Source organism: Acinetobacter sp. ACZLY 512 (assembly GCF_023614015.1).
GTDB lineage: Bacteria > Pseudomonadota > Gammaproteobacteria > Pseudomonadales > Moraxellaceae > Acinetobacter > Acinetobacter soli.
On record NZ_JAKIVI010000013.1, the window covers coordinates 41,171 to 56,314 of the forward strand.

General features: G+C 43.0%; 14 protein-coding genes and 1 pseudogene. 9 read left to right on the plus strand and 6 right to left on the minus strand.

Annotation, left to right across the window (positions count from 1 at the left end):
* The first annotated feature begins 371 nt into the window (after positions 1 to 371).
* Positions 372 to 701: a DUF6176 family protein gene (locus L2096_RS13460; RefSeq protein ID WP_250365628.1), complete on the plus strand. Its 330-nt coding sequence runs from the start codon at positions 372 to 374 to the stop codon at positions 699 to 701.
* 732 nt (positions 702 to 1,433) lie between these two features.
* On the opposite strand, the gene L2096_RS13465 is transcribed toward L2096_RS13460, so the two are convergent.
* From L2096_RS13465 to L2096_RS13475, 3 genes and pseudogenes are all read right to left on the minus strand, one after another.
* Positions 1,434 to 3,257 (minus strand): hypothetical protein, encoded by a 1,824-nt coding sequence (locus tag L2096_RS13465; protein ID WP_250365629.1) that lies wholly within the window; start codon positions 3,255 to 3,257, stop codon positions 1,434 to 1,436.
* Between the two features lie 78 nt (positions 3,258 to 3,335).
* A pseudogene (locus L2096_RS13470) lies at positions 3,336 to 4,175 on the minus strand (YifB family Mg chelatase-like AAA ATPase); the annotation flags it as partial.
* Between the two features lie 69 nt (positions 4,176 to 4,244).
* Positions 4,245 to 4,472, minus strand: a complete 228-nt coding sequence (locus tag L2096_RS13475; protein ID WP_004932220.1) for an accessory factor UbiK family protein — start codon at positions 4,470 to 4,472, stop codon at positions 4,245 to 4,247.
* 274 nt (positions 4,473 to 4,746) lie between these two features.
* Between L2096_RS13475 and glnK the strand changes: the two genes are divergently transcribed.
* From glnK to L2096_RS13505, 6 genes are all read left to right on the plus strand, one after another.
* On the plus strand, positions 4,747 to 5,085 hold the full coding sequence (glnK, locus tag L2096_RS13480; RefSeq protein ID WP_004281042.1) for a P-II family nitrogen regulator: 339 nt from the start codon (positions 4,747 to 4,749) through the stop codon (positions 5,083 to 5,085).
* Positions 5,086 to 5,147: 62 nt separating this feature from the next.
* Positions 5,148 to 6,548, plus strand: a complete 1,401-nt coding sequence (locus L2096_RS13485) for an ammonium transporter (protein WP_250365630.1) — start codon at positions 5,148 to 5,150, stop codon at positions 6,546 to 6,548.
* A gap of 123 nt (positions 6,549 to 6,671) precedes the next feature.
* Complete coding sequence (nrdR, locus tag L2096_RS13490) at positions 6,672 to 7,136, plus strand: transcriptional regulator NrdR (RefSeq protein ID WP_004932226.1); 465 nt, start codon at positions 6,672 to 6,674, stop codon at positions 7,134 to 7,136.
* A gap of 6 nt (positions 7,137 to 7,142) precedes the next feature.
* A complete protein-coding gene (gene ribD / locus L2096_RS13495; RefSeq protein ID WP_250365647.1) occupies positions 7,143 to 8,231 on the plus strand; it encodes a bifunctional diaminohydroxyphosphoribosylaminopyrimidine deaminase/5-amino-6-(5-phosphoribosylamino)uracil reductase RibD in 1,089 nt (362 codons plus the stop codon).
* Complete coding sequence (locus tag L2096_RS13500; RefSeq protein WP_004932229.1) at positions 8,228 to 9,520, plus strand: DNA adenine methylase; 1,293 nt, start codon at positions 8,228 to 8,230, stop codon at positions 9,518 to 9,520. The genes ribD and L2096_RS13500 overlap by 4 nt, the downstream gene beginning before the upstream one ends.
* A 40-nt stretch (positions 9,521 to 9,560) precedes the next feature.
* Entirely contained in the window at positions 9,561 to 10,220 is a 660-nt protein-coding gene (locus tag L2096_RS13505; RefSeq protein ID WP_004932232.1) for a riboflavin synthase, read from the plus strand.
* Positions 10,221 to 10,251: 31 nt separating this feature from the next.
* On the opposite strand, the gene blhA is transcribed toward L2096_RS13505, so the two are convergent.
* From blhA to L2096_RS13520, 3 genes are read right to left on the minus strand one after another with little or no spacing between them, the layout of a single operon-like run.
* Complete coding sequence (blhA, locus tag L2096_RS13510; RefSeq protein WP_250365631.1) at positions 10,252 to 10,881, minus strand: cell division protein BlhA; 630 nt, start codon at positions 10,879 to 10,881, stop codon at positions 10,252 to 10,254.
* A gap of 33 nt (positions 10,882 to 10,914) precedes the next feature.
* Positions 10,915 to 11,322: a DNA polymerase III subunit chi gene (locus tag L2096_RS13515; protein ID WP_004932238.1), complete on the minus strand. Its 408-nt coding sequence runs from the start codon at positions 11,320 to 11,322 to the stop codon at positions 10,915 to 10,917.
* Positions 11,315 to 12,763 carry a leucyl aminopeptidase gene (locus tag L2096_RS13520; protein WP_250365648.1) on the minus strand — a complete coding sequence of 483 codons (1,449 nt, stop codon included), beginning with the start codon at positions 12,761 to 12,763 and terminating at the stop codon, positions 11,315 to 11,317. The genes L2096_RS13515 and L2096_RS13520 overlap by 8 nt, the downstream gene beginning before the upstream one ends.
* A gap of 153 nt (positions 12,764 to 12,916) precedes the next feature.
* Here L2096_RS13520 and lptF point away from each other — a divergent pair, with 153 nt between their 5' ends.
* Positions 12,917 to 14,017 (plus strand): LPS export ABC transporter permease LptF, encoded by a 1,101-nt coding sequence (gene lptF, locus L2096_RS13525; protein WP_250365632.1) that lies wholly within the window; start codon positions 12,917 to 12,919, stop codon positions 14,015 to 14,017.
* The gene (gene lptG / locus L2096_RS13530; RefSeq protein WP_250365633.1) at positions 14,017 to 15,087 is read left to right on the plus strand and encodes an LPS export ABC transporter permease LptG; all 1,071 of its coding nucleotides are present in this window, start codon (positions 14,017 to 14,019) and stop codon (positions 15,085 to 15,087) included. Before lptF ends, lptG begins: the two co-directional genes overlap by 1 nt.
* Positions 15,088 to 15,144 lie beyond the last annotated feature (57 nt).

Below are 15,144 nucleotides of genomic sequence, written 5' to 3' on the forward strand. Positions count from 1 at the left end.
TTCTCCTAATTTTCAAGTATTTGTGGAATTGCTTTTTATAATGATAAACCTCTAGCACAAGGCATCATTTTCAAAAATTTTAGAATTAATGAAAGTAATAAAATCAATATTTAGATATGATCATTTTTTAACTTTTGCAAGAGGTTTGTTATTTATTCATTAAATGTTTCAAGTAGCTTCCACGGTTCGCATGTTACGCAAATCATTAGTTGAAATCAATATGCTCTTAAGATAGAATTCAAAAAATTTCATAAAAGCCACTTTAAATTTTAAGAGAATTAACTAAAACTTAAAGTACATATTCACTTTTTAATAATTTTAATTAATCGATTTTACACGATTAATTTGTTAAAAATCATAGGTAAAAAATTATGGATACAGATGTTGGTGCTGTTTTAATTAAGCTTAAAGTTAATTCTGAGGCTAATGTTGAGTCTTGGCAAAATGAAATTAACAAAAGAAAATCTGAAGCTATTGAGACATTAAAAGCTGAGCAAGTATATATAGAATCTTGGTTTCAACTTGAATTAAATAATGAATTTTATTTAATAGCTTATATGAGAGCAAAAGATATATCATATGCTCAAAAGGTTGGTCGTGAGAGCAATTTTGACATAGATAAAGTACATAAAATATTTAAAAGTAACTGGGAGAAAGTATATCCAGCTAAGGTATTAGTAGATCTTGAAAATTTAAATTAGAATCTATTGAAATTTTCTTTTCATAATTAACTTTATAAAGATAGCCATAAAATTTTGCAAGTTAAAAGCAGCTAAAAATTTATAAGTTTCTTTTAAGCTTCTCATATTGAATGGCTGCTATTCCTCTAATTTTTAAAGTGATAGAGTATCTAATCTACCAAATGTTTTATTTTTATAATGAATAGCCACAAAAATTTTGATACATATAACTATCTTTTTCATGGATCTTATTGACTCTGGGCTTATACGGGGTTTGATGCCCTAAAAATCGATCCAGTTCTTTTAAGCGTTCCGTGACACTGGACTAGTTCTGATTATGTCCTACCTTCCCTATATTTTGATCGACTAATTGAAAATGTCCTGAACGATCAACAGGTGGCGGAGTTGTTTCTTCATCCTCATCATTCAGATTTCCTGTTAGTTTAGATCCAAAAGGCGAATTAGGTTCAATAACAACTAAAACGGAACTAAGTAACAGGGTTGCACCACATGCAGTTTTCAACGTAGCCAAAGCAACAAGATTACCGTCAGGGAGGATAAAATTCTCTGCACCCTCTGAAATAGGGAAAAATACCCTTATATTTGGAGCAAGCTACCATATAGTCTTTCGAATCCCACTTGTAGATATACCCAAATGACCTTGTAAAATAACATCACCATGATCAGTTTTACAACCCTGCATAATTATCGTTTTTATGAGTTATAAAATTTTAATTATTTGCAAAATAGAAATCAGATATTTTTGACGATATCAATAATATTGTTGGCAAAGTCATTAGTTGATTTATGACGATGTTCTATTCTGTGAAAGTATAAATTGTTAAAGCCCAAAGTCCAACGGTTTTTTCTAGCTGTAGATCTTAGGAATGATTTTATAATATGACTATCAATGATGCCATAATTTTGATTTCTAACGATAAGTAAGCAGTGGGCATCTGAATCTGTTTTCTTTTCCATTTCGAATAAATATACAGTTTTTGAGTGATTTATTGTAAGTTGTATAATCGCAACAGCTCTAGGTATTGATTTACTTAGATCTTGTTTATTTCTATATATAAGATGCCATGAAACACATCTTTTTATCTTAATAGGAAATGCAGACAGTTTTTCTAGACCATTATTTATGTTAATTTTCCATCCGCGATTTTCATAGGTAATTGAGTTGAGCTTCCAGCCATTGTCGTGTTGAGATGATCTAATATAATTAATAGCTTTAAAGAAATTAGTGATATCTGATGGTAAGTTACTCCTTGGAATGTCAGGATCGTTATTTTGTCTAATATTTAAAGGATCTGAAGATGTATCTTGGTTAGTTGGCTCACCAGTACCATACTCATTATTTTCAGGTGGCTCATCGCTTTTCTTATTTTTATCAGATTGGCTGGTTTGGGTCGTTTTTTTGATCTTAATCATTTCTATATTATTAAGATCAGTAAATTTAGTGCCAGACAATAAGATATTTATTGTTGGACGACTATTCGTTTCGTCATCTGAACCAACTTCAAGATCATTATCGTCATCATCTTCGTCTTCAGTAGAACCACCTCCACTAGAAACTCCATTCCATGCAGGTTTTGTTGGATCTTCTCCTTCGACTTGATCATTGTCGTTATGCCTTTCATGATGAATTTTTTTGTAAGGGTAGGGATGAGAGCATTCATTAATGGCCAAAACTAGAAATCCCCAAAGATTCTTTGTTTTTAGGGTTTCGTTTGCTTCATCTAAAAGTATGAATTTACCTGTTACTGTTAAAGTAGTATTTCCTTTGAACGGAAAACCTATATCTAATATTGCGCCTTCAGATTGAGCCGATTTATTCGAACCAGCAGTATTGATATTATGTGACTGAATTCGCTTAAACATATTGGTAATTTCATTATCCATAACATAACTAGCTTTCCACCTTGCAAGGGAATGCCTATCAGCATCGTCGCAATTTTTCCTTAAAACAAGTTTGACATTACCATTATCCAAAACCTCAGATTCATGATCTACAATTAAACTATCTATATTATTTGAAAATACTGCACGCGTAATCTTACTGGATGAACAATAGTAGCTCGAAAGCACTACAAAAGAAGGAATAATAAGGACTGTTGAAGCATCTTCACAAGGTGCTACATAAACCATAGTATGTTTTATGAGGTCGAAGTTTTCACCTACATTTAAAGCTTTGAAAGGGATCGGATAAAAACTTCTATCATTAAAAGTTATAGTCTGATTCCATCGTGTTCTTATAATTTTATCTGTATTAATTGAGAAGCTTTTCTCTGAAAGATAAGATTTATCACTTGAAGGGATTTGGATACATTTTTTTTCTTGCCAAATTGAACCAAGTCGTATTTTAGCTAATTGACCAACACCGATCCAAAGTGAAAATGTGTTTGAGATACGATTTGATGAAAGAAATGGATTAATAGAAGAGTCTTGTATCTCACTACATAAAACCTGAGCTAATGGCTCGCTATCTACGTTACGATTCTTTTTGATGCGAGTTACAGCATCAACTCTCCAAAAATTAGAATTTTTTGGAAATTCTTTAATTTTTAAAGCCATTATAATTTATATCAAATTGCATTTAATTCTGTAAAATTGCATATATTAATGGAAATTGCAAATAATTTTATTTTTTACACCACCCCCCACCAAGGCGATGGCTGAAGCAGTATGATGCGGTGCTCGAAATGGCCTTAAACCAAATGGATGACGGGTATTTGCAATTGAATAGATGCTGGCCACTTCTAGATTTTCTTGGGCAGACAGTGGTGGCAATATGCTGGGTAAGCGTGACGCCAGCAAAGTTTTACCTGTTCCCGGTGGCCCTCTAAATAAGAGTGAGTGTCCTCCAGCTGCCGCAATTTCAAGAGCGCGGCGAGGACGTAGCTGACCTTTGACATCGGCAAGATCAAAAGGGTAGTGATGTAGATCGTGATCTTGTATCAATACAACCGGATCAAGCGGATGAATCTTTTGAAAGTGATCACAGACCTGTTTTAAATGGCTGGCTACATAGGCCTGAAACTGTGGTAACTGACCAATTTCAAGACTGTTGTCTTGCGGGGCAATGAGTTGATGTCCTGCCTGCTGGCAGGCAATTGCAATGGTCAATGTGCTACTGACTGGACGAAGATGGCCATCGAGAGCCAGTTCGCCTACCAACTCATAACCATTGGTGCAGCCTTCGGGAAGTTGTCCAGATGCGACCAAAATTCCCAAGGCAATGGGAAGGTCTAAACGTGACCCATCTTTGGGCAAATCTGCTGGAGCAAGGTTTATTGTGAGGCGTTTACTGGGAAACTGAAAGCCACTGTTGATAATGGCTGAGCGCACCCGATCTTTACTTTCGCGAACGGCAGCCTCTGGTAAACCAACGATGGTCAGTGATGGAAGCCCTTGACTTAAATGAACTTCTACTTCAATTTGTGGTGCGTGTAACCCTAAAACTCCTCGCGTGAGAATTTTGGCAAAAGACATGATATTATTGTTCCATTATGGTGCTTTTTTTAAATAATTTTAAATCGAAAAAGTGCGCTAAAAAGAGGCTTATTGATTATTTTGGAGGTGCTCTTCAAGTAATGTGATTTGTTCTTGTAATTGAGTAAGACGCATATTGGCCTGTTCGAGCGCGATACGTTGACGTTCGATTTCGTGATGAGACACCAAATCGAGTTTCTCGACAGCTTCGTTTAAAAGCGCACGTAAATTGTGTTCAAGGTCTTTTTTGGGTTGATCCATCTGCTCAAGAATGGCAGCAATAAGCGTCTCAATCATAACGTATACACAATGCTTTATAAGATTTGAGCACAGTTTAGCATCCCTGCTATTTTGGCTAAAGTCTAGATTATCAAAACAATCTTAATTCATTCAAAAAATTAATCGTTCTTAGAAAAAAGCCGAATTTTTAAGGTCAAAGCTACATCTGAAAGGGCAAATAGGTTATAAAGACAACTCATGCTTTTATTTCTATTTCCCCCAACCTTAGACATATTGGCATGAAAATTGAACATAAAACCTTACTGGTGAAAGAAGCCGAAGGAAAACAAACATGAAGCTCGTAACTGCAATTGTAAAACCATTTAAGCTGGATGATGTGCGTGAGGCCCTTTCCGAAATCGGAGTTCAAGGGATTACTGTCACGGAAGTGAAAGGATTTGGACGTCAAAAAGGCCACACTGAATTGTACCGTGGTGCTGAATATGTCGTTGATTTTCTTCCAAAAGTAAAAATTGAAATTGCGATCAGCGATGAAATGGTAGATGCCGTGATTGAATCAATCACTCGCGTTGCAAGCACAGGAAAAATTGGTGACGGAAAAATCTTTGTAACGAACCTAGAACAAGTGATCCGTATTCGTACAGGCGAAACTGGAGCAGATGCCGTTTAAGTGTTGGCATAAAGTTTGCTGAGTACAAAATAACTCATAAAAATTGAGGTTGGGGGATACGAATGAAAAAAATGCTTTTAGCGCTAAGTCTAACTGGTGCGCTTTTAGGTGGTTCGGCGGCATGGGCAGAGAATGCTGCATCTGCGCCGACAGCCGAAACAACAACCGTTGCTGCAACAACGACACCAGCACCTGTGACTGGTACGGTAGAAGCACCGTCCACCGCATCGACTGAGGCAGCGCCTGCACCAGCAGCAACACCTAAAATGGATTCGGGTGATACCGCGTGGATTCTGATCTCCACAGCTTTGGTTCTTTTGATGACTATTCCGGGCTTGGCACTTTTCTACGGCGGCATGGTGCGTAAGAAAAACGTTTTAAGCACTATGGCACATAGCTTTGTCGCGGCTGCAATTGTGAGTTTGGTTTGGGTTGTTATTGGTTATACCTTGGCCTTTAGTCCGGGTAATGCCTTTGTGGGTGGCCTCGATAAAATCATGCTTTCAGGAATCACCACCACAGCACTCAGTGGCACTATTCCAGAAATTCTGTTTGTTATTTTCCAAATGACCTTTGCAATCATTACGGTTGCCATTATTAGTGGTTCGGTTGCAGAGCGTATGAAATTTGGCGCGTTTGTGGCGTTTATCACCATTTGGGTGATTGTGGTCTATGCACCTATTACCCATTGGGTGTGGGGCGGTGGCTGGTTAGGTAGCGATGGTGCACTTGATTTTGCCGGTGGTACCGTTGTTCATATCAACTCCGGTGTCGCTGGTTTGGTTGCTGCTTATATGTTAGGTAAGCGTATTGGGTTGGGTAAAGAATCCATGGCACCACATAACCTTGCACTTACAGTAATTGGTGCAAGCTTGCTTTGGGTGGGTTGGTTTGGATTTAACGGTGGTTCTGCACTTGCAGCCAATGGTGCAGCAGGATACGCATTGGTCACTACGCAAGTGGCTGCCGCTGCTGCCGCGCTTTCTTGGGGTCTGGTTGAAAAAGTGGTACGTGGCAAAACCTCATTACTTGGCTTACTTTCTGGTGCGGTCGCAGGTTTGGTCGTGATTACGCCGGCAGCAGGTTTTGTCACCGTCAGCGGCGCATTAATTATGGGCTTAATTGGCGGTGCAGTATGCTTCTGGGGAATTTCAGGTTTGAAGCGTATGCTCAAAGCAGACGATTCTCTAGATGCATTTGGTTTACATGCCGTAGGTGGTATTGCCGGCGCGATTTTAACAGCTGTTTTTGCAAGTCCGTTCATCATGGGCGACAAAGCACCTGCAAGCGTTGTACATCAGCTTTGGATTCAAATTGAAGGCGTACTTGCGACTATCGCGTACAGCGCAGTACTGACCTTTATTATCCTCAAAGTGATAGATGTGATCATTGGTATCCGCGTGACATCTGACGACGAGCGTATGGGCTTGGACTTGAGCCAGCACGGCGAACGCATCGAATAATTTGCTCTTTTATAAAAAAACAGCCGCTCAGGCTGTTTTTTTATGTCGTTGTGTTGGTGCGATTTTTCAAGCGTCTAATTTTTTGCTACATTAGCTCAAAGAAATGAATTCATTTGAGCTGCCATGCATTGTCCATTTTGCAACGCCGCAGACAGCAAAGTGATTGATTCACGTCTGGCGGCTGAGGGATGTCAGATTCGTCGTCGACGCGAATGTATCAGTTGCGGCGAGCGTTTTACCACTTTTGAAAGTTATGAAGTTGTCATGCCACGTGTGATTAAATCGAATGGTAAAAATGAACCTTTCGATGAGGCAAAACTTCGTCGTTCCCTGATGCATGCCTTGCAAAAACGTCCCGTGACTCAAGACCAGATCGAAGCCGTTTTAAGTGATATCCAGTTAAAGATCCGCCGTTTGGGCGAGCGTGATGTGAAGTCCCGCGTGATTGGTGAAATTGTCATGCAGGCGTTGTTTGCGCTTGATCATGTGGCTTATGTTCGCTTTGCCTCGGTTTATCAAGACTTTCAGGATGTCGAGGCTTTTCGTCGTCAGATTGAACAAATGCAACAACGTGAACAAGAGTATTAAAAGATGATGGCTGAAGTTGATCGTGATCACCACTGGATGTCTCAAGCATTACTACAAGCCAAATCGGCACAGTTTCGTACCCGTCCTAATCCTGCCGTTGGTTGTGTGATTGTCAAAGATGAGCAGATTATTGGGCGCGGTGCAACTGCACAGGTGGGTGGACCACATGCCGAAGTTTTTGCATTACATGAAGCAGGTGAAAAGGCACGCGGCGCGACAGCTTATGTGACGTTAGAGCCATGTGCGCATTATGGCCGCACTCCACCATGCGCCGAAGCGCTGATTCATGCGGGATTGTCGCGTGTGGTGATTGCAACACTTGATCCGAATCCACTGGTGGCTGGCAAAGGTCAGACCATGTTGAATCAGGCAGGCATTATCACACAAGTGGGCGTGCTAGAAGAGCAGGCACAAGAACTGAATCGGGGGTTTTTAAAGGTCATGGCGGGAGGCTTACCTTATGTACGCCTTAAAATTGCAGCCAGTTTAGATGGACGCACGGCCATGGCATCGGGAGAATCCAAATGGATTACCGGCGCCGATGCACGACTCGATGTGCATTACTGGCGTGCTCGATCGGCTGCGATTGTGACTGGAATAGAGACAGTATTGGCCGACGATTGCCAGCTCAATGTTCGCTCGTTACCAGCGGTTGACGATATTCAGGAAATTGTACAGCCCAAACGTGTCGTGCTGGATCGACAAGGTCGTTTGCCCTTAACTGCAAAAATCTTACAGCAGCCAGAGATGCTGATGGTCATGGGGCCATTTCGTCAGGAACTTGCAGACTTAGGTGTGGTACAATTGGCTATTCAACCCTTAGATACGTTATTAAAGACGATGGCGCACACCTATCATCTTTATGATGTGATGGTTGAAGCCGGTGCCACTTTATCGACCGCATTCTTGCAACAAGGTTTGGTCGATGAATTGATCAGCTATATAGCACCGACATTGCTGGGGCGAACCGCGCGCACCATGTTTCATGCAGAATTTGAAAGCATGGCTGAGCAGCGACGTTTTCAGTTGATTGATCTGGCTCAGCTCGGTCAAGATATCCGCTTAAGGTTAGTTCCGATTCAAGAGACAGTATGAATTCAGAGGCTTCGGTTTACCATAAACGCCGCCATGCGGCGCGAACGACAGATGAGTATTTATTTCATCAGTTGGTTCCATATCTGGGGAACAAACGTCGTTTGCTACACCTCATTCTAGAAGCACTAGAAATTACTGGAACACTCAATAGCAAGAAAAAAAATCCTCCTATTTTTGCCGATTTCTTTGCAGGCAGTGGCGTGGTCTCACGTCTGGCCAGACAAAATGGCTATCGTGTGATTGCAAATGACTGGGAACCATATAGTCATGCACTGAATCACGCGATATTGGCCTGTACCGATGCGCCTGCTTTTAAGGAATTGGGCGGTTATCAAAAAGCCATTGATATCCTAAATCGGTTACCTGAAGTAAAAGGCTGGGTGACGCATAATCTGTGTCCACGCAATGACGATGTTTATGATCCAAGTCGAGATCGCTTGTTTTTTAAACGCCGTAACGGGATGCGAATTGATGCCATTCGTCAGCAGATTGCTACATGGCAGGCACAAGGTGCGATTAACGATGTCGAAATGAGTGCCTTGCTTGCGCCCTTGTTGTATTCGGCCAGTTTTGTGAGTAATACCAGCGGTGTCTTTAAGAGCTTTCATCAAGGCTGGGGCGGACGTACACAGACTGCATTAGAGCGAATTGAGTCGTTATTATGGCTGACGCCAAGCCGTTTTTGTGAGATTGGCGATCCGAAACGACCAGCTGCTGAAATGTGGTGTGTCGATGCACAGCATCTGGCCTCACAAATGAGTAGTTTTGAGGTCGATGTTGCTTATCTGGATCCTCCTTATAATCAGCATGCCTACAGCAGTAATTATCATGTATTAAATGCACTTACGCTTTGGGATCAAGCCGACTTACCACCGCCAGATACCAAAGGTTATAAGAGCGGGATTGATCGTGCATGGCGTAAAGAGCGTCCAAGCCCCTATAATTCTTCAAAATATGCCAAAGATGCATATGAGAAACTGCTCGAAACCATCAATGCGCGTTATATCCTGACCAGCTATTCGACCGATGGCAACATTGAGCCAAAAGATTTGCTCACAGCCAATCTGAAGCGTGGCAAAGTGACCTTGCTGACGCAGGATGTACCGCGCTATCGGGTGAGCAAGCAGCGCCAGTCGGAGCGGGCACGTGTACTTGAGTTTATTGTGATCACAGACACGCACGCAAAATCTGGCCCACCACTACGGCAGTTACTCGGACAACTGTATCATTTTGCCGAATTGGGTGGGGTTGATACGTCGGGGAACAGCACCCAACTGGCCTTGTGGTAATTATGGCTGAATTAATCTTCTACACATTGGAGAAAGTACCATGTTTACAGGCATTATCGAGAGTCTTGGCAAGGTCGAGAGCGTTCAGAATGTCGGTGGTGATGTACGGCTGCGTATTCAAACCGATTTAGATATGTCGGATGTCCATTTAGGTGATTCGATTGCCACCAACGGTATTTGTCTGACCGTAATTGAGTGGGGAGATAACTGGTACGCGGCGGATGTTTCCCGCGAAAGTTTAAACCGAACCACACTCGGTCAGTGGAAAGTGGGCCAGCCGGTCAATGTGGAAAAAGCCATGTTGCCGACCACGCGCTTTGGTGGACATATTGTGAGTGGGCATGTGGATGCAGTGGGCGAAATTACCGTGGTGCGTGAAGATGCGCGTTCGATTTATTATGAAATCACAGCACCTGTAGAAATTGCCAAATACCTTGCCGAAAAAGGTTCTGTCACCGTAGACGGTATTAGCCTGACCATCAATCATTTGCGCGGCAATATTCTGAGCTTGAATCTGATTCCTCACACGGCTGAGCGTACCAATATTGGCACCTGGAAAACTGGCAGCAAGGTCAATTTGGAAGTCGACGTATTGGCGCGTTACATCGAGCGACTTTTGCTGGGTGACAAAGCCGCTGAACACACCCATCAATCGAATATCAGTATGGCATTTCTGGCCGAGCACGGCTTTATGAAATAAGCAAAAAAAGCAGGCGGATCAGCCTGCTTTTTTATTTCTGGTGTCGGGTGTGATTTGAAAAATTTGAACGACTTAAAATATAGTCAATTTCTTCTTGTGCCGACTGCTTTAGCTGGCTGCGAAACTGAGCAACGGCTTCTTCAATGCGCGTATCTGCCTCAAGTTCGAGGCGCAAACGTACGCTTTCAAGCTCCGAGATGATTTGACTGTCGGAAATACGGCTAGCACGTGAGTAATCCATACTGACATCTGGATTTTTATGATAGCGTGCAGCGAGTTGCTCAACCTCAGATTCAATCTGAGCTTGTAGCTCAGCCAAAACCACGCTTTGTTGCTTGAACTGCTGAACTTCATCGGCATAAAGCGCGGCGTGATAACGGGCTTGCTCGGCACGTTTTTCTGCCAGTGATTTCTCTAGTGCTTGTTGCTTGCGAATGCGCGCTTGCTCGATCAGTTCTGCTTTAAGGGCAGCATAAGCCTCTTCAATCTGTTGCTGTGCAAGCTGTTGCTGTTTTTGATCGTGCTCAATCCAGTATTGAATTGGAGTTTTCGGCTCTAATAAATCGCAAATCCGGTCAAGATCGTCTTTGAAGGTCTGGCGAACCGCCTCCGGTGCATTGAGCCAACGCGTTTTAAAATCATGCCCGACATTTAATGCCACAATAGTCTCCTTCAACAACTCTACGCGATGTCCTTATAATTTAAAGGTACGCGGTTCAACCCCTAAACGACGATAAAATTTGAATTTTTCTCGTCCAATCTGTTTGGCCGCTTCGGTATTTTCAATAATTTCAATAATGTGACTAAACTGCATGCCATGTTCAAGAGCATGATTGTTAAAATTAAAAATAATCCACTCTGCGCTATCAGGCAATTGCTCTGAAATACATACCGCTGCATCGGGCTGGTTAATTCCATGCCCGATAAAGCTTTCAGCATCAAAGGTCCAGAGTTTTTCATCCAGTTCTTTTTGCAGCTCCAGTACTGGACAATACCACCATAACTTTTGTTGCTGTTTGATGAGCTTGCGGACCAAACGGCAAGCACTATCGACTTGCCGTTCCTGACTGGTTTCAAACAGATAAAAACTAACTTTAGGCATTCGCTTTTACACGATTGGCCAAGAATTGAACCAAAAGCGGTACTGGACGGCCGGTTGCGCCTTTGGCTGTTCCAGATAACCATGCAGTACCGGCAACATCAAGATGTGCCCAGCGATATTCTTGAGTAAAGCGTTGCAAGAAGCAGGCTGCGGTAATTGCACCACCGTGTGGCCCACCAATATTGGCCATGTCGGCAAATGGTGAATCGAGTAATTCTTGATACTCATCCATCACAGGAAGGCGCCATACACGGTCAAATGCATCTTCACCTGCATGCTGTAATTCAAGTGCTAACTCATCGTCTGGTGAAAATAAGCCACTCACCACCTTGCCCAGAGCCACCACACAGGCGCCAGTCAGTGTCGCAATATCAATCACCACGCTTGGATTAAAGCGTTTGATGTAGGTAAGGGTATCGCACAGCACCAAGCGGCCTTCGGCATCGGTATTTAAGATTTCCACCGTTTGACCGCTCATGGTGGTGACGATATCACCTGGTCGAGTGGCTTTATCTGACGGCATGTTCTCGGCAGCAGCGACTGCACCCACCACATGAATAGGTAAGCGCGCCTCACATAAAGTGCGCATCGTGCCAAGCACAGATGCAGCACCGCACATATCAAATTTCATTTCATCCATGCCTTGTGCGGGCTTGAGTGAAATCCCCCCAGTATCAAAAGTGACGCCTTTACCGACTAGCACCACAGGCGCCTGTTCAAGCTGCGCATTATATTCAAGTGTAATGAGGCGTCCAGGACGAGCAGAGCCTTTGCTGACAGCCAAAAAGGCATTCATGCCCAAATCAGCCATTTGCTGTTCGTCTAGCACACTCACCTTCAGCAGATCTGGAAATTCGGCAGCCAAGGCTTTGGCTTGTTCGGCCAGATATTCTGGAAAGCAGATATTTCCTGGGCGATTCCCTAAATCACGTGCCAAACCTTGGCCTGAAGCCAATGCTTCGATCAGGCTGAGTTGGTCGGCATCAAGCGTGGTCGAGGTCGCAATCAAATCGATACGTTCAAGTAAAGTTTCTGTTTTTTTAGATTTGAATTCGTTAAAACTGTAATTGGCTTGAGTCAGACTCAGGGCAAAAAGATAATGTAATTCGACAGGTAAGGCCGAAATATCGAGTACGATGTGTTGGAATTTGGTGTTTGCTGTTTTTATCACGCTTTGAGCGAGCTTGGCCAGTTTCGCCGCTTTAAGCTCTACCAAATCACCCAAACCGATCAGTAGCGCATTTGGATAGGCCGCGATTTTTTCAATCAGCGGGAGAGTGTCGTTAAAACCAGCCTTAAACTGTGTTGTGGCAAGAGTCGCGTCTAATCCATTAATTTTATATGTATTTTGTAATGATTTTAGTGCCTCTTCATGGGTGAGTGCGACAAAAAATCCACGCGTTTGTGTTTCAGGTGCAGTCGATTGAAGGGTAAATTTCATGGGGCTTTTAATACCTGTTCGCCATTGATTAACTTCTGACATTGAAACATTTTCTTTAAGCCAGTTTCAATGTGCAACACACGGATAGGTTTTATATTTTTATCATTCGGGTAAACTAGCAGAAGTTTGAATTGCCTTTTTGGAAGCACTAATTTGATTATTCGGCGTTATCTCGTCAAACAAGTGGTATCGACGTCCTTGGTGGTGATTGCCTTATTGACCTTGATCATGATGGGCGGTCGATTAATCAAGTACTTTGGTGTTGCTGCTCAGGGTCGTTTGGATGTAGGGGTACTGTTTAGCATTATTGGCTACCGTATGCCTGAATTTTTGACCTTGATCTTGCCTTTAGGCTTTTTTATCGGCTTGATGCTGGTGTTTGGCCGTTTATACGTCGATCATGAAATGGCCGTACTCAACAGTAGTGGCATCAGCCGGATTCACCTAGGACATCTCTTGGTGCCGCTTGCGCTGGTTTATTTAATTTTTCAGGGCATTTTGATGCTGTGGATGACGCCGTGGGGCTTACGTCAGTTTGATCAGCTCTCGAGCAGTCAGGCGGTACGTACTGGATTTGATTTGGTTCGACCCAAAGAATTCATTTCATCTGGGCCCTATACCATCTACGCTGGCGATTTATCTGAAGATCGTAAAAATCTGAAAGATATTTTCTTTTATCAGCGTGCGCAAAAAGAAGGTAAGCCAGATGTCATGATTCTGGCCAAAGAAGCGACGCGTGTGGTGCTCGACGATGATACCGCAAACGTTGTAGACCTCATTCAAGGTCGCCGATACGAGATTCATGCAGGGCAGCCAAAATATTCACAAGCCGAATTTCAACGCTACCGATTACGCTTGGAAAACGACAAGTCTGCGACTTTTGAAACCGATAAAGTTGAAGCACTGCCGACCACAAAAATCTGGAATAAGTGGAATGATCCCGTCATTGCCAGTGAAATGGGCTGGCGAATCTTTGGACCATTTACCATCGTGATTGCCCTAATGATGGCGGTGGCGCTGTGTGAAGTGAGTCCACGCCAAGGGCGCTACTACCGTCTGATTCCTGCCATCTTTATTTTTGCGAGTTTGATTGTTTTAATGATCGCGATTCGTACTCGAATCAGCAAAGATGAATTGGGTGTCTGGGCTTACCCGGCCGCACTGGTGATTTATGGCGCTGCGGCAGCACTATTTGCACGCAAACAAAAACTGGCACCAAAAATTAAGAAACAGATCAAGCGAGTGAGGGCATAATGTTAGCACGTCGAATAGTTGCACAGCATGTGACCAAAACCACGGCGCTGGCAATGCTGGGTACCACGATTGTTTTGGTGATTTTGCAGGTGCTGTTTACTTATTTAGGTGAATTGTCCAATTTAAAAGAAGGTTACAACGCGTGGCAGGCATTTTTGTACGTGTTGTGGGGCGCACCGCGTTATCTGTATCAAATTTTACCAGTTTCCGCGCTGATTGGTTCGGTACTGGGTCTCGGTACACTGGCATCCAACAGTGAGCTGATTGTCATGCGTTCGGTCGGTATTAGCTTATGGCGCATTGTGGGCTGGGTGATACGTTCCGCCTTGCTATTGGTGGTGTTGTCATTTGTTTTAAGTGAGTGGGTTGTTCCTTATACCAACGAACGTGCCAACAGCATTAAGAGCCATCAGTCGGTCGCGGCACTTGGCGAGGTACGCGGTTACTGGTCTAGAGAAGGTCAGCGCTTTATTTATGTCGACTATGCCAATTCACAAGGTCAGCTTAAGCGCATTCAGGTGGTCGATTTTGATCAGGATTACCGTTTGAAATCTATCACCAATGCCGATCAAGGACAGTTTGTCAAAGATGGGCAATGGACGCTTGGCGGTACACAGCAGATCCAGTTGCAACCGGAAGGGGATGCGGTCAAAACAGTCGCGGCACATCAGCCATTCTCTTTAGCGCTACAACCTAAATATGTACACATGGTCACCATTGACCCTGAAGATTTGTCATTTAGCCAGTTGGTGAGCTTCATGAGCTATATGCGTGAATACAGCCAAGTACCAAAAACCTATCAGTTGGCATTTTGGAAAAAAGTCGCATCGCCATTTTCGCTGATTACATTGGTATTGATTGCGTGTTCATTTATTTTTGGACCACTGCGCCAGCAATCGATGGGCTTTCGTCTGGTTATCGCCTTATTTATTGGTCTTGGTTTTTACTATTTGCAAGACTTTTTAGGTTATGCCAGTCTGGTCTATACGCCATCACCGGCGTGGTTTGTACTTGGCCCGATTGTATTGCTATGTGCCGCGGGCAGCTATTTACTCTATCGGGTGAAGTAGGATCGGCTACATCAATTGAGTGTATGATCGACAGGATATAAAGCCCTGACTCAGGCA

Coding starts and splice junctions, on each gene's coding strand:
- L2096_RS13460 (WP_250365628.1), top strand. CDS start 372: ATGGATACAGATGTTGGTGCTGTTTTAATTAAGCTTAAAGTTAATTCT.
- ribD (WP_250365647.1), top strand. CDS start 7,143: ATGGCTGAAGTTGATCGTGATCACCACTGGATGTCTCAAGCATTACTA.
- L2096_RS13505 (WP_004932232.1), top strand. CDS start 9,561: ATGTTTACAGGCATTATCGAGAGTCTTGGCAAGGTCGAGAGCGTTCAG.
- L2096_RS13475 (WP_004932220.1), bottom strand. CDS start 4,472: ATGATTGAGACGCTTATTGCTGCCATTCTTGAGCAGATGGATCAACCC.
- L2096_RS13485 (WP_250365630.1), top strand. CDS start 5,148: ATGAAAAAAATGCTTTTAGCGCTAAGTCTAACTGGTGCGCTTTTAGGT.
- lptG (WP_250365633.1), top strand. CDS start 14,017: ATGTTAGCACGTCGAATAGTTGCACAGCATGTGACCAAAACCACGGCG.
- glnK (WP_004281042.1), top strand. CDS start 4,747: ATGAAGCTCGTAACTGCAATTGTAAAACCATTTAAGCTGGATGATGTG.
- L2096_RS13515 (WP_004932238.1), bottom strand. CDS start 11,322: ATGCCTAAAGTTAGTTTTTATCTGTTTGAAACCAGTCAGGAACGGCAA.
- L2096_RS13520 (WP_250365648.1), bottom strand. CDS start 12,763: ATGAAATTTACCCTTCAATCGACTGCACCTGAAACACAAACGCGTGGA.
- nrdR (WP_004932226.1), top strand. CDS start 6,672: ATGCATTGTCCATTTTGCAACGCCGCAGACAGCAAAGTGATTGATTCA.
- L2096_RS13500 (WP_004932229.1), top strand. CDS start 8,228: ATGAATTCAGAGGCTTCGGTTTACCATAAACGCCGCCATGCGGCGCGA.
- L2096_RS13465 (WP_250365629.1), bottom strand. CDS start 3,257: ATGGCTTTAAAAATTAAAGAATTTCCAAAAAATTCTAATTTTTGGAGA.